The organism is Guptibacillus hwajinpoensis (assembly GCF_020524165.1).
Taxonomy (GTDB): domain Bacteria; phylum Bacillota; class Bacilli; order Bacillales; family Guptibacillaceae; genus Guptibacillus; species Guptibacillus hwajinpoensis_D.
Map to the genome: position 1 here is coordinate 164,056 of NZ_JAIVKU010000006.1, position 14,403 is coordinate 178,458.

A 14,403-nucleotide genomic window follows, 5' to 3' on the forward strand; every position below is an offset into this window, starting at 1 on the left:
AAAGGAATAGTACCAATAAGGGTCAAAAAAGCGGTGGTGTCTTATTTTGATTGGATTTAGCTCCTCATTAAACATAAAAACGAGTTTTGTCGAATGGATGTACAAAACTTGTTTAATTCATGTATAATCAAAGAAAGAGGTAAGGAAGGTGGTTCTTACGTTGACGAGTAAAAATGTCCAAAAGGAAAAATTAGCGGTTGATCGTTGTATGAAGCATCTAGAGGTCGTTAACGTAGAGCCCAAAGTAAGACAACTAATTTCAATGTATTTAACGTCAATTTATCGAGAAGCCTATGAGGAAGGTTATCAGGATGGAGAAAAAAACGTTCAAATGCAGTCAGAAGAAACAATGGTTTTCAAATAACAAGTTGAAATTATTGTGACATGAGCTATAATAAAAGTCATATTTAATCGTCAGAGCGAAAGAGAGTAGTGTTTGGAAATGGATAAAGCGATTCGAGGGTGGTGAGAGCTCGGAACCTAACCTAACATGAACCGGACTTTCAAGACACTGTTTTGAACTTCAGTAGGAACAGTCGGACTCACCGTTACCCGAGAGAAGCTGGCTCATTTACCGTATTGAGCAATGAGAGTGGTACCGCGGAAAAAATCTCCGTCTCTATTTTAGAGACGGAGATTTTTTGTTTATAAAGAAACGGTTAATGAGATAAGGAGGAAGAGAATGAAGTATAAAGAGCTTTTTGCAAAAAAACTTGTTCAAGCATGTAATGGAGTAGTAGAGTATGGTGACCTTATCCAAAGAATTGAAATCCCGAAACATGAGTCACTTGGCGATTACGCTTTTCCATGTTTCCAACTAGCAAAATTCGAAAAAATGTCACCGAATAAAATTGCGGAGAATCTTGCTAGTGATATGAATGATCCTAGCTTTGAGAAAGTTGAAGCGGTTGGACCTTATGTTAATGTGTTTCTAAATAAGACAACGGTTGCAAGTGATGTCATTCATCTAGTACTTAGTCAGGAAGGTAAGTATGGGAGCTCAGAAATAGGGGAAGGTGGAGCCGTTACAATCGATCTGTCATCACCAAATATCGCAAAGCCTTTTTCAATGGGGCATTTACGTTCAACTGTTATAGGAAATGCCCTGGCGTTACTAGTTGAAAAAGTGGGTTACTGTCCCATCCGAATTAATCATCTTGGAGATTGGGGAACGCAGTTTGGTAAATTAATAACAGCCTATCGCAAGTGGGGGAATGAGCAAAAAGTTCGTGAACAGACAATTAAGGAGCTCCTTAACTTGTATATTTTGTTTCACGAAAAAGCGGAACTTGATCCTGTCCTAGAGGATGAAGGGAGAAAGGCTTTTAAAGAATTAGAACAAGGTGATCCAGAAGCAGTTCGTTTGTGGGATTGGTTCCGTGAAGAATCGCTTAAGGAATTTAATCGCATTTATGACCTAATGGGCATCACATTTGATTCCACAAACGGCGAAGCTTTTTATAACGATAAAATGCAGCGAGTCATTGAGATGTTAGAAGAAAAGAATCTTTTAGTAGAATCGAATGGCGCAATGGTGGTTGACCTTGGCGAAGACACTCCTCCATGCTTAATTAAAAAGAAGGATGGCGCTTCCCTTTATGCTACTCGAGATTTAGCTGCAGCGATCTATCGTTATGAAACGTATGACTTTAGTCAGTCGCTTTATGTGGTAGGAAATGAGCAGAGTCTTCATTTCAAACAGTTAATTGAAGTTTTAAAGAAATTAGGATTTGATTGGGCCGACCATATGCATCATATTAACTTTGGGATGATGCTAAAAGATGGAAAGAAGATGTCGACGAGAAAAGGGAAAGTCGTTTTGCTTGAAGAAGTGCTAAGTGAAGCGATTGAACTAGCAAAAGAAAATATTGAAGCTAAAAATCCCAATTTAGAAAATAAAAGTGTCATTGCGCAACAAATTGGTGTAGGAGCCGTCTTGTTTCATGATCTAAAAAATGATCGTCGAAATGATATCGATTTTTCTCTTGAAGATATGCTTCGAGTCGAAGGAGAAACAGGCCCTTATGTACAATATACACATGCTCGTGCGTGTTCCATTCTACGCAAAGGGAACTATCAGAAAGGCGAAACCATCGAAGAGCTAGATGAAGAAGCCTGGTCTGTGGTTACCAAGCTTCGTCATTTTCCAAATGTAGTTGAACGAGCGGCTACCGAATACGATCCATCTCAAATCGCAAAATTCGTATTGGAACTTTCTCGTGCTTTTAATAAGTATTATGGACAAGTGCGGTTGTTAGAAGAGAATTCATCCAAACAAGCGAGACTTCAGCTTGTTTCAGCTGTAGCCATTGTTTTACAGGAAGGCTTACGATTGCTGGGTCTTCATGCACCAAAAGAAATGTAAGTAAGCAGCCCACATACGGGCTGCTTTTTTCATCCGTTCAAATCCGTATCTTCAATCATTCCTTGAGAAGCTTGACTTTCGTAGTCATCCAGTTGATCTTCGTAATGTTCGTGACGTTCGTTTGGAATAACGCCGGTTGGTTTGCCATCTATATCAGCTGATAAAAATGTCTCGATTTCTTCAACGTATCCGTTTAGTTCATTCGAGTCGATATACATCCGATCATAGTTCATCTGTTGATCAATAAAATCAGAAGGCGTTTCAGATGTGCCATATCTTGCAGCTCGTTGCCAGGAGTCTTCGGCATCGAAAAAATTCGCGTCGCTATCATTGACATGCTCACCGAATGATTGACCAAGTACCTCTTCTTCGGCGGGTCTATGTTGTGATGTTTGCTGAGAGGGACTGTGTTTGATGCAGGTTGCTGCCGTTGGAAGAGTCACAAGTCTTTCGATCGGGATATTTTCCCCACAAATGTTGCAAACACCATATTTGCCTTTACCAATACGTTCTAGAGCCTGATGAAGTTCCGCTAGTTCCTGTTTCGCATGCTCACTTAATGAAAGGTCTTTTTCACGTTCATAAAGTTCTGTGGCTGTATCGCCTGGATGATTATCATAATTTGAGAGTTCCCCGGTCGCATGTTGTGTAAACGATTGAGAAAGACCAAACTCATCATTATCCGCTAATTCCTCACGAAGTGTTGCCATGCGTTCCTGAATCATTTGTTTAAATGAACGGAGTTGATCTGTCGTTAGCATTATAAAATCTCCTTTCCTTAACTTATGTCAGTAGTATGGTCCAAAAGGGAAGACGTTACTTCTGAAAATAATTCCATGAAGGTGGATTAAATACCAGTAATTTGGAAAAAGTAAAGGAGTAGTTGATGAGAAGCTGGTGATAAAATGAAGAGAAATGTGTATCCTCTTGAAGTGCTCCTATGGAGCATTGCCTTTCCAGGATTTGGTCAGATCCTAAATAAAATGTACATAAGAGGGGCATTTTTTATTGTTTTAGAATTTGTCATTAATGTGAATGCAAATTTAAACATGAATATCCTCTATAGTTTTCAAGGCAAATCAGCTCAAGCGATTGCTGTGACGAATTACGAGTGGGCGATGTTTTACCCATGTGTTTATTTGTTTGCCATTTATGAAAGCTATTTGTGTGCGAAAGAAAAATCCGGTCGGGAAGCAGGGGCATTTCTGGCCCTTCCTTTTGTGGCGGGGGCATATTTCTCGACAGTGGGTGTCATTTTCTCGAAAATCGATGATGGAACTTTTTTTCTTCCACCAACCTTTGTTGCGATCTTCGGTATATTCATTGGGGTTGCGATTGGAAGTTGGATTCGCGTTTTGTTACAGAACTATGTGGAAACAAAGAAAAAGCCATGAAGCTTGCTTCATGGCTTTTGTTTTTTTAGCGGGCCGCTCCGCTTTTTGTGTCTAACTACGACTCGCAGAAACTGCGATATTTCGCTCTTTCACCAGAACACAAAGAACGTGTTCTCGTTCAAGAGCTCCAATATCTCCGTTTCTAAACGCTCGTCTCCGCTTTTCGTGTCTAGGCTGCGCGGGCCAAATCCTCCGGCTGTTTCGCCCTTTCGATTGAGACAAAAAGCGTCTCCTTCGAAAGGGCTCCAACATCCTGCGGATTTAAACGGGCCCACTTCGCTTTTCTTGAGATCCAGCTGCAGTGGGCAGGGTCTCGATCGCTTCACCCTATCAAATGAACACAAAGAGCGTGTTCTTTTGATAGGCCTCCAGCGCTTGTCGAGGCTAAACGGGCGCTTCCGCTTTTCGTGTCTAGCTACGACTCGCAGAAACTGCGATATTTCGCTCTTTCACCAGAACACAAAGAACGTGTTCTCGTTCAAGAGCTCCAATATCTCCGTTTCTAAACGCTCGTCTCCGCTTTTCGATGAGGGCAGGGTCTCGATCGCTTCACCCTATCAAATGAACACAAAGAGCGTGTTCTTTTGATAGGCCTCCAGCGCTTGTCGACCCTAAACGCCCACTTCCGCTTTTCATATTAAACCTCACTCATTCTGAATTCTGGTGATTGTAGTTCTTCGGCATCTTTTTCGCGTTCTTTTCTTGCCCATTGGAAGAAGATATAGCCGAGAGCAGTGCCGTATGATAGTTCCTGGATGATTTTCATGATGATGCCGCCTAGCTGTTGGTCTTCCATAATGCCTAGCGGTTTAAATTGGTCAAATAATTCAGGTGAAACGGTTGTGCCAGTTGGTACGCAGTATCCCATAGCATTGGCCCATACGGTTGGATCGGTATAGGTTGCGTAAAGAGGGGAAGATGCGAATATGATTAGCGCACAGGCTGGTGTGAGTAGGACGCCGTCAGCGAAGATGTAGCCCAACTTTTTAACACCTGATAACGTATCATATTCTGGTACTGGACAAACGAGTGGCCACCACATTGCGAAAGCTGTGAGTATAAGCGCTGCTTTATAGAAGTTCTGAGCAGTATAGTGAACCATTAAGTAGTCGAATATTTCAGGAATATGATAAAAAGAAAACAGTCCATTAAACAAAAGCAGTGAAATAATTGGGAAAGTCAAAAACTTAACGATTTTATGAATCACGGTGATATTTAGTAATGGACGAAGCAGCCATGCTGGTGTCCCTACAAGAATGAGTGGCGGTGCAACTAAATAAACAAGAGCCATCTCTGTCATGTGAATACTAAGTAATAAATGTCCCATGAGTGATAATGGACCACCCAGACCGATGTAAAATAAGGCGACCCCAATTAAGAAAAAGATCTTTTTATAAAGAGGGACGGATGTTGCATTCTTGAAGCTATCTTTCCAGGGCCCTGTCAGAAGTAAATAGAATCCAGCAATAACAATTGCGGCTACGAGAATTCCAGGGCTCCATAGAGCACTAAACGAAAACGTGCTCGATAATTGTTCCCACATTAGGAACACCTCCATCTATGATCATAATGCCTTTCAGTAAATGTTGACCGTTTTCATCATACCACATCATGTACATGCATCCTATCTTCTGACAGGAAAGCCTTTACTTTTTCTTCTCTTTCTATTGTAAGAAGGATTGGATATGAACTCAAGGGAGGTTCTAGCGTTTCTGTGAAGGAATCGTGACAAGCGAGTATTGACAATAGGCTAAAGACTTTCATACAATGACAGCAGAGTGATATATGAATATTTGTTCATATAGTGAGCGGAGGAGATTAGTTTGGAAAATCAAGGTCAGGATATGACAAATGAAAAGCTGGACTTAGATGAAGAAACGCTTTTTATCGTTTCACAAACGTTTAAAGCACTTGGAGATCCTACAAGAATTCGAATTTTGAACTTACTGGCTGATCGGGAATGTTCTGTTAGTGAAATAGCGGATGCTCTCCACCTTTCGCAGTCAACTGTGTCTCATCAGCTTCGTTTTCTAAAAAACTTGCGCTTAGTTAAGTTTAGAAGAGCAGGAACGAGCATTTTTTATTCTCCTGATGACCAACACGTTATGGCGTTGCTTCGTCAAGCGATTCACCATGCCTGTCACGATTAAACTTATGTTAGAATAGTACGGAAACGTTCACTAAAGTAACGTGAAATTAAGTGAATCTCCGTTATACTAATGGCGTGAATGATAAAGTGAAAGGAGAATAGCTTCTTGTTATCTAAAATAAAGCAGCATAAAACGGAATCTGCTGTTATTTTCCTGGCCTTTGTTCTACCATTTGTTACGATGATTGTAATTGGGGTATTGTCTATCTATTTATCATACAGCGGGTAGTGCCTAAGAAAGGTGGAGCGGTCATGGATATAGGATCAATTCTAGTTTATATGTCAACAGGACTTTTCTTTGTCGTCTTTGGTTTGTTTGGTTTTTTCTTATACATGTTAAAGCGGAAAGAAAAAACAGTTCAGCAAGAGGAGATCGAGAAAAATGAGAACTAAAAATATTCGACTCCTAATCATATTATTGTCATTAAGCGCAGTCTGGGGAGTCATTTACTGGGTCTGGGCCTTTAGCAATGGATAAAAAGCCTATTCGATCGAATCGAGAGGCTTTTTTGTATGTACAACGTTTCATGAGGAGGAGCTATGGATTACATTCAGGAGCTAAGAGCGATGGTTGGGACTAGGCCACTTATTTTACCAGGAGTAGCGGTACTGTTATTTGATTCATCAAAGTCACATCTCCTTATGCAAAAAAGGACAGATAACCAATTATGGGGATTAACTGGTGGATTTATGGAACCAGGAGAGTCGTTCGAAGAAACAGCCGTTCGAGAAACGTTTGAAGAATTAGGAATAACCATTCAGAATTTATCTTTTCAGTCGGTTTTTTCTGGAGAGAATCTCTACTATCAATATCCGAATGGAGATGAAGTGTATAGTGTAATTGTGGTCTATTCTGGCGTGTGTGGTAGTGAAGAATTTAAATTGGACGCGAAGGAAGTATCGGAAGTGAAATATTTCCCCATTCATGCATTGCCGGAGAACATTAATCCAAACCATCAAACGGTGTTAAGTCAGCTGGGTTATTAGTTTAACTTCTGTTCCGTTGACAGCGGGTTAGGAATCTTATATGATATTAAAAGGTTAAATGTTTAAACTTTTAAACAGATAGGAGCTTTCTATGTTGAGTAATGAAAATAACCATCAGGAAGCGCTCCAACTTTTTCGCAAAAGTACCCCACTCTTTCAGGCGCTTGGTGATCCATACAGACAGGATATTATCCTATTACTTAGTGAACACGACTGTCTAAGTGTAAATGAGATTACAGAACAATCCAGTCTGTCACGACCGGCAATCTCACATCATCTAAAAATTTTGCGTGAAGTTGGGCTTGTTTCTGTCGAACAGAAAGGGACGACACGTTTCTATTCTCTTCAAATAGAAGATGGAGTAGCGGTTTTGAAAATGCTACTAGACAAAGTAGAAGAGACTTGTTTTTAAGTCTTCTACTTTCTTTATTCCCATTATGTTTAAATGTTTAAACTTTAAGAAACAGTGAAAGGATGGAACTTTTATGACTCAAACAGCATTAATTACAGGCGCCTCTGGAGGACTTGGGGCAGATCTTGCCACGTTATTTGCGAAAGATGGTAGCAACTTAATACTAGTAGCTCGAAGCAAAGACAAGCTAGAAAAACGCGCACAAGAATTATCGGCATATGGGGTGCAAGTGGATCATATCGTTTGTGATTTATCGAAAGCTGGAGCTGCTGAAGAATTATTTGAACAGGTGAAGGGAAGGCCAATCGATTACTTGGTAAACAACGCTGGTGTTGGTTTATTTGGAAAGTTCACGGAAACGGATTTACAGACAGAATTGGACATGCTTTACTTAAATATTAATTCACTCACGCATTTGACGAAGTTAGTTGTGAGAGAAATGACAGTACGTGGTAAAGGAAGGATCCTTAATGTAGCATCTACGGCTGCTTTTCAACCAGGTCCTTTGATGGCTGTCTATTATGCATCGAAGGCTTATGTCCTATCTTTTTCTGAGGCAATCGAGAATGAGCTGAAAGGAACAGGCGTCACCGTTTCGACTCTATGTCCAGGCCCGACCAGGACAGATTTTAGTGCACGTGCTAATCTTGATAATTCAAAATTATTTGATGGGAGTACGATGAATTCTCTTTCTGTTGCAAAAGCAGGATATGAGGGATTTAAACGAGGCAAGAGTGTCATTATTCCCGGTACACAAAATAAAATTCTAGCTAAATCGATCCGCTTCATGCCAAGAAAATTTGTCACCGCCATCGTGAAACGGATGCAGAAAGAAAAATAAATGCTGTTTCCTACTCATACAAATCTAAAAAACTGAATCTTTTTGATTCAGTTTTTTGTTCATGAAATGATCGAATCCATTATCATCAACTTATGGTAACTTTCCTTATTTTGAGATAAGGTAAGAGAGAACATTATTTTATCTTTCATGGAGGTTAATCTTATGAAGACACGCTTCTTATTTATTACAGGATTAATGGCGCTACTTGTTATCCTTGCTGCTTGTGGTAAGGATGTGCCCGACGACCTTGATTGGGAAGTAAAAGACTTTACATATACGGACCAAACGAATAGCGAGTTTGGTTTAAGTGATTTGGATGGAAAAGTGTGGATCGCTGATTTAATCTTTACGAACTGTGAAACGGTTTGTCCACCAATGACAGCTAATATGTCCCAGCTTCAGAATAAGCTGTCTGAAGCTGGGGTAGATGTAGAACTTGTTTCCTTTTCAGTCGATCCAGAACGAGATACCCCTGAAGAATTAGTGAAGTTTTCAGAGAAATTCGATGCCGATTTATCGAATTGGCACTTCTTAACAGGTTATGATAATGCGGAAATTAAAAGCTTCGCAGAAAGTAGTTTTAAAACAGCCGTCGATGCTGACCCAAACTCCGATCAATTCATACACGGTACCGCTTTTTATCTAGTCAACAAAGAGGGGATAGTCGTGAAGAAGTATTCTGGTGTATCTAATGTTCCTTATGAAGAAATTGTGGATGACGTTACAGCCTTGCAATAAGAGGAAACCAGCTCTCTAAACAGAGGGCTGGCTTTTTACTGAACAATGGATGTCAGAAACTCTGTAAAATTGACAAAAAAGAACATGATTTCTATAATAACCTTGGAAAGCGATAACAAAATGATGGTTGTTTCCATCACTCAAACAAAGGTTTAGAGAAGTTTGAAGAATGGAAAATTCACGATATCAGGAAGATTCGGTATTGTCTCTCTAGAGCTTGCCGGCTTTTTCAGTGTGTGTTGAAAGACCAGAGAAGGAGAGAAGATCATGGCAGAAAAGCGTCCAATTACCGTGGCAACTGGAGATGGAATCGGTCCAGAAATCATGGAAGCAACACTAAATATCTTAGAACAAGCTGGGGCTGAAATTGAGCCTGAATTTATTGATGTTGGCGAAAAAGTTTACCTTACAGGCAATTCAACAGGTATTCCTCAGGAAGCTTGGGATTCATTACGTCGAACCAAAGTTCTTTTAAAAGCGCCGATTACAACGCCACAAGGCGGTGGTTATAAGAGTCTTAACGTAACGATTCGTACAGCTATGGGTCTATATGCAAACGTTCGCCCGTGTGTTTCTTATCATCCAGTTGTAGAAAATAAGCATCCAGATATGGATCTTGTGATTGTTCGTGAAAATGAAGAGGATCTTTATTCAGGAATCGAGCATCAGCAAACGCCGGACGTTGTACAAAGTTTGAAGCTTATTTCACGACCGGGGTCTGAGCGAATTATTCGTCATGCCTTTGAATATGCACGCAAAAACAATCGTAAGAAAGTAACGTGCCTTGTGAAAGATAACATCATGAAGTTAAGTGATGGTCTTTTCCATCAGGTATTTAAAGAAATTTCAGCGGAATATCCTGATATTGAAGCGAATAGTTACATTGTTGATATCGGTATGGCTCGTCTTGCTGATTCCCCAGAAGAATTTGATGTAATCGTAACATTGAACTTATATGGTGATATTGCCTCTGATATTGCAGCTCAAATTGCAGGTAGCGTTGGTTTAGCCGGTTCTGCAAATATTGGTGATCAAATCGCGATGTTTGAAGCGATTCACGGAAGTGCTCCTGATATTGCTGGTAAAGGGATTGCAAATCCATCTGGTCTTCTTCACGGTGCGATAATGATGCTTGTTCATATTGGACAGCCTGAAGCAGCAGAGAAAATTCATAACGCCTGGTTGAAAACGATTGAAGATGGTGTTTTAACAGGCGATATCGCAAAAGGAAAAGACGCTGTAGGAACGAAAGAATTCGCAAATGCTGTAGTCGATCGTCTTGGTCAATCTCCTTCTGTTCTGGCTCCGGTTGTTTATAGTAAGGAAGTGGAAGAGAAGCAAGAAGAAACGACTCGTCCGAACTATGTTCCTGAGCGTGAACTCGACGGAACAGACGTATTTTTATTTAACAACACGCTTACGATTGATGAGATTGCAGAGAAACTCACTCGTGCAGCGGAAGCAAGTCATCATGAATTCGTGATGATGACAAATCGTGGGGTTAAAGTATATCCAAACGGATTCTCTGAAACGTTCTTATCCGATCACTGGCGCTGTAGATTCCAGCCTAGTGAAGGTAAAACAGAAACACAGGGAATGATTCGTGAGCTACTAACTCAAATTGAGTCGGAAGAATTAGATTGGATTAAGATAGAGAATTTATATCGATTTGATGGGAAAATTGCATACTCATTAGCTCAAGGACAATAAACATTAGAAGCGTGCCGAAATGGCGCGCTTTTTTTATTGCACACTTTTTCGAGTTGGATAAATTAAACTGAATTGCTAAAACTACTAGGAGAACTTGTGAATGCGTGGTGAAAAATATGCTTCGATGGTTAAAAAAAAGTCGCTCTCCTGATAAGTTGAAAAACCTTCCTGAACTTATTCGAAACCTCAAGGATTCAGGAGATTTTCTCCATCATGAAAGCAAGCAAAAGGATAGCTCTTTTTTTATTTACTACTTCAAAACGCTCGTTCACGAAACCGAGCTAAATGATCATATTCTTCCATACCTAGTAGAAAAACCGTTAAAGACGTTGCAGGATATACCAGAAAGAGTACCAATACCAGGTGTCATCATTTCGGACGATCTCAAAGAGATTTGTGAGAAGGTCATGCGCGGGTATGTCATTATTCGTTTAAATGCTAATGCAAAAGATTGTGCCCTGATTCCATCACAAGTAAAAAAAGCAAGAGCCGTAACACAGCCAGAGGTAGAATTTACTGTGGTCGGATCTAAAGAAGCATTCGTAGAATCGCTAGATACCAATATGCACTTAGTTAGAAAACGCCTTCCGGTTCATGAGCTAAAAGCCTATGAGTTAACGGTTGGTAAACTGACCAACACAAAGGTAGTCGTTCTCTATCTTGATGGGATTGCAAATGAAGAGAACGTTAACACTGTGAAACAAAGACTTGAAGATATTAAGGTTGATCAGATTGTGGATAGTTCTGTGTTAATGCAGTTGATTACAGATAATCGAAACTCTCCATTTCCACAATTGATTGATACAGAAAGGCCTGATCGGGTGACATCAGTTTTATGTGAAGGCAAGGTTGTTGTGTTATCAGATGGATCCCCACAGGCATTAATAGGACCAACCACTCTTGTGGAATTTTTCTCAGCCTTTGAAGATTATTTTGTTAACTGGATTGTTGCATCAAGCGCACGATTGATTCGTATTTTTGCTATTTTGTTTTCCATTCTTGTCACACCTGTTTATGTCGCTACGCTAACATATCATTATGAATTAATTCCCAAAGATTTACTCGGTACACTTGTCAGTTCAAGACAACGTATTCCACTACCGCCAATACTTGAAGCTATTTTCTTAGAATTATCAATTGAGTTGTTGAGAGAAGCAGGAGCAAGACTACCTACAAAAGTAGGTCAAACGATTGGTATTGTTGGCGGTATTGTCATCGGAACAGCATCGGTTGAAGCTGGATTAACAAGTAACGTATTGTTAATTATCGTCGCACTTTCGGCGCTCGCGTCCTTTACCACTCCAGTTTATCGCATGAGCAATACGATTCGATTAACGCGATTTCCTTTCCTTTTATTTGCTCACCTCTGGGGACTCCTTGGAGTAACTGTTTGCTTTAGTTTCTTAATTGCGCATCTTCTTAAGCTTAAATCGTTGGGAAGACCTTTCCTTGAGCCTCTTTATCCGTTACGTGTACAGGATTTAAAAGATGCGATTATCAGATTTCCATTGAAATTTCAGAATAAGCGTCCCATTCATTTACAGTCAGAGGACACTGTACGGTTTACTCCAGTAACTGAGAAGGAGAAAAATGATTTTCATGAATAAGTTAGGAAGGAGATGCTTATAGGTGGCAGGACCAGAAGTGAAAGATCAATATAAGGTATCTCCATTTCTTGTCTTTTATCTTGTTCATTCTGTTCAAGTTGGAGTGGGGGTTATGGGCTTCCAACGAATTAGTGCTGAGCATGCAGGTAATGATGCCTGGATTTCTGTGTTAGCGGCGGGACTAAGTTTGAACGTTATTATTTTTCTTATTTATAAGATTATGATGAAGGAAAAAGGAGATCTGATCTCTTTACACCAGAATCTTTTTGGAAAATGGCTAGGTGGATTTCTTAGCTTAATCGCCATTGCTTATTTTATTGCAATGGGTATAACAGTTCTACGAACGTATATTGAAGTGGTTCAGGTCTGGATGTTTCCGGATTTAAATAAGTGGATTTTTGGGACCGTGTTTTTACTACTCGTTTATTATTGTTTGTCTGGGGGGTTTCGAGTCGTTGCTGGGATCTCTTTTTTTGGTGTTGTTCTACCTTTTTACCTTGTTCTTACTATGATATTCCCTCTGTTTTATGGGCACTTTCGTGATCTGCTTCCCTTTTTTAATCACTCTATAAAAGAGATGTATGAGGGAGTAAAAGGCGCTTCTCTTTCTTATTTGGGTTTTACAACGCTGTTTATGTATCTTCCGTTTATTAAAGAGCCAGAAAAATCACATCGCTGGGCCCAAGGTGGTCATTTATTAACGGTTTTTATATACACGCTAGTTATGATTACAACACTGGCCTTCTTTAGTCCTGAACAACTCCAAAAAACAATATGGGCTACACTTACAACTTGGAAAATTGCTGAGATGCCTTTTGTGCAGCGATTTGAATACATTGGAATTGCCTCATGGGCGCTTGTGATTTTGCCAAATCTTTGTATAACCATTTGGGCAGGAGGTAGAGGGATTAGAAGGCTTTCACGCATTAGTCAGCGTAACGTGACCATCCCAATCCTCGTATTTGTCTTAATAAGTAGTAGTTTGTTTGCAAGACGAGAAAGTATTGACCTTCTGAATGAATATACAAGCAAGGTAGGCTTCTTTTTTGTGTATGTATATGTTCCCTTTTTATTTGTTGTTCAGTATATCAAAGGGAAGGTGGATGGAGCAGGATGACTCGACTATTTCTTTTTTTAGTGAGTATGATACTCCTAACAGGATGTGTTCAAAAAAGTATACTTGATGACATTCAGATGGTGACGATTATCGGATATGATCTTCCTGATGCAGATGGAGAAATGGGTCAAATTAAAGGAATAGCCGTCTCACCTCAATATGAAGCAGATGGAAGAATTGAAAATAATGTATTTGTTCAGACAGCAGAGCTAAGTAAAGAAATAAGAAGTCAATACAACTCAGAATCACCAAAACCATTTGTGAGTGGGAAATTAGAGGTCGCGCTTTTCAGTCAAGATATTGCAGAAACAGAAGGGATCATTGAATTGGTCGATACGCTTCAAAGAGATCCTTCCATAGGGTCAAGAGTTTTTTTAGGGATATCAAGTAGCGACATGGAAACGCTGTTAAAGACCAATTATGGGAATGTGGACACCGGTACATTTATTCATGATACGCTGAGTCACAATAGTAGGCACGGGATGCTTCCAGAAACGAACCTGCATGATTTTTTATACAATTTTTACTCAGAGGGAAATGATCCATTCCTCCCGTTGGTGGCGCTTGATGAAGATAAGGTGAAAATTATGGGGATTGCCTTATTTAAAGGCGATAAAATGGTTAGTTCAATCGATGCGAAAGATCTTTTTACATTTAAAGTGCTACACCAGAAATTTTCAAGTAATGATTCATTTACGGTCAGTCTTAATGATGAAGAACATGCAGCTATTTATAATATTGCTTCAAAAAGGGATCTTAACTTGAAGATGATTGGAAGCAATAAAATCGTACTTCATGGTAAGGTGCTTGGTGTCATAAAAGAATATTCTGGTGAGAAGCTTACGCCTGCTAAGTTAAAAGAAATCGAGATGACGATGGAGAAAGAAATAGAAAAAAAGGGGTCCGAAATGATTGAGGAGTTCCAATCGCTTAATATTGATCCTCTTTCATTAGGGAATAATGTTAGAAGTGTTACGCGAGGAGATTTTAATAAGGAGGATTGGAATAAGCGATACCCGGACATGGATATTACATTTAAAATGGATGTAACGATTACAGAATCTGGGGTGATTGAATAATATA

The 14,403-nt window shown here is 39.8% G+C and carries 16 protein-coding genes and 1 other annotated feature; of the genes, 14 read left to right on the forward strand and 2 right to left on the reverse strand.

Annotated features, from left to right (window positions below):
* The first annotated feature begins 160 nt into the window (after positions 1-160).
* Together LC090_RS18875 and argS are read left to right on the forward strand one after the other, a co-directional pair.
* Positions 161-364 (forward strand): hypothetical protein, encoded by a 204-nt coding sequence (locus LC090_RS18875; protein WP_226659564.1) that lies wholly within the window; start codon positions 161-163, stop codon positions 362-364.
* A gap of 44 nt (positions 365-408) precedes the next feature.
* Positions 409-624: a binding site (T-box leader), on the forward strand.
* Positions 625-682: 58 nt separating this feature from the next.
* The gene (argS, locus tag LC090_RS18880; protein WP_226659565.1) at positions 683-2,365 is read left to right on the forward strand and encodes an arginine--tRNA ligase; all 1,683 of its coding nucleotides are present in this window, start codon (positions 683-685) and stop codon (positions 2,363-2,365) included.
* Between the two features lie 29 nt (positions 2,366-2,394).
* On the opposite strand, the gene LC090_RS18885 is transcribed toward argS, so the two are convergent.
* Positions 2,395-3,126, reverse strand: coding sequence for a TraR/DksA C4-type zinc finger protein (locus tag LC090_RS18885; RefSeq protein ID WP_226659566.1), 732 nt, complete (start codon positions 3,124-3,126; stop codon positions 2,395-2,397).
* Between the two features lie 144 nt (positions 3,127-3,270).
* On the opposite strand from LC090_RS18885, the gene LC090_RS18890 reads away from it, so the two are divergent.
* Positions 3,271-3,759, forward strand: a complete 489-nt coding sequence (locus LC090_RS18890; RefSeq protein WP_226659567.1) for a hypothetical protein — start codon at positions 3,271-3,273, stop codon at positions 3,757-3,759.
* Positions 3,760-4,396: 637 nt separating this feature from the next.
* Here LC090_RS18890 and ctaG read toward each other — a convergent pair.
* Complete coding sequence (gene ctaG, locus LC090_RS18895; protein ID WP_226659568.1) at positions 4,397-5,302, reverse strand: cytochrome c oxidase assembly factor CtaG; 906 nt, start codon at positions 5,300-5,302, stop codon at positions 4,397-4,399.
* 301 nt (positions 5,303-5,603) lie between these two features.
* Between ctaG and LC090_RS18900 the strand changes: the two genes are divergently transcribed.
* The 11 genes from LC090_RS18900 to LC090_RS18945 all read left to right on the forward strand — a co-directional run bounded on the left by LC090_RS18900 (position 5,604) and on the right by LC090_RS18945 (position 14,399).
* On the forward strand, positions 5,604-5,909 hold the full coding sequence (locus LC090_RS18900; protein ID WP_226659684.1) for an ArsR/SmtB family transcription factor: 306 nt from the start codon (positions 5,604-5,606) through the stop codon (positions 5,907-5,909).
* Between the two features lie 105 nt (positions 5,910-6,014).
* Positions 6,015-6,137, forward strand: a complete 123-nt coding sequence (locus LC090_RS22040) for a hypothetical protein (protein WP_255648201.1) — start codon at positions 6,015-6,017, stop codon at positions 6,135-6,137.
* 23 nt (positions 6,138-6,160) lie between these two features.
* Positions 6,161-6,301, forward strand: coding sequence for a hypothetical protein (locus LC090_RS18905; protein ID WP_226659569.1), 141 nt, complete (start codon positions 6,161-6,163; stop codon positions 6,299-6,301).
* A gap of 147 nt (positions 6,302-6,448) precedes the next feature.
* Complete coding sequence (locus LC090_RS18910) at positions 6,449-6,895, forward strand: NUDIX hydrolase (protein ID WP_226659570.1); 447 nt, start codon at positions 6,449-6,451, stop codon at positions 6,893-6,895.
* 91 nt (positions 6,896-6,986) lie between these two features.
* Positions 6,987-7,307 (forward strand): ArsR/SmtB family transcription factor, encoded by a 321-nt coding sequence (locus tag LC090_RS18915; RefSeq protein ID WP_226659571.1) that lies wholly within the window; start codon positions 6,987-6,989, stop codon positions 7,305-7,307.
* A 73-nt stretch (positions 7,308-7,380) separates the two neighbouring features.
* Positions 7,381-8,148, forward strand: a complete 768-nt coding sequence (locus tag LC090_RS18920; protein WP_226659573.1) for an SDR family NAD(P)-dependent oxidoreductase — start codon at positions 7,381-7,383, stop codon at positions 8,146-8,148.
* 162 nt (positions 8,149-8,310) lie between these two features.
* Complete coding sequence (locus LC090_RS18925) at positions 8,311-8,886, forward strand: SCO family protein (protein WP_226659575.1); 576 nt, start codon at positions 8,311-8,313, stop codon at positions 8,884-8,886.
* Positions 8,887-9,153: 267 nt separating this feature from the next.
* Positions 9,154-10,596 carry an NADP-dependent isocitrate dehydrogenase gene (locus tag LC090_RS18930; RefSeq protein ID WP_226659577.1) on the forward strand — a complete coding sequence of 481 codons (1,443 nt, stop codon included), beginning with the start codon at positions 9,154-9,156 and terminating at the stop codon, positions 10,594-10,596.
* A 116-nt stretch (positions 10,597-10,712) separates the two neighbouring features.
* The gene (locus tag LC090_RS18935) at positions 10,713-12,203 is read left to right on the forward strand and encodes a spore germination protein (protein WP_226659579.1); all 1,491 of its coding nucleotides are present in this window, start codon (positions 10,713-10,715) and stop codon (positions 12,201-12,203) included.
* Positions 12,204-12,225: 22 nt separating this feature from the next.
* Positions 12,226-13,320, forward strand: coding sequence for a GerAB/ArcD/ProY family transporter (locus LC090_RS18940; RefSeq protein WP_226659580.1), 1,095 nt, complete (start codon positions 12,226-12,228; stop codon positions 13,318-13,320).
* Positions 13,317-14,399 carry a Ger(x)C family spore germination protein gene (locus tag LC090_RS18945; protein ID WP_226659581.1) on the forward strand — a complete coding sequence of 361 codons (1,083 nt, stop codon included), beginning with the start codon at positions 13,317-13,319 and terminating at the stop codon, positions 14,397-14,399. Before LC090_RS18940 ends, LC090_RS18945 begins: the two co-directional genes overlap by 4 nt.
* Positions 14,400-14,403: the final 4 nt, after the last annotated feature.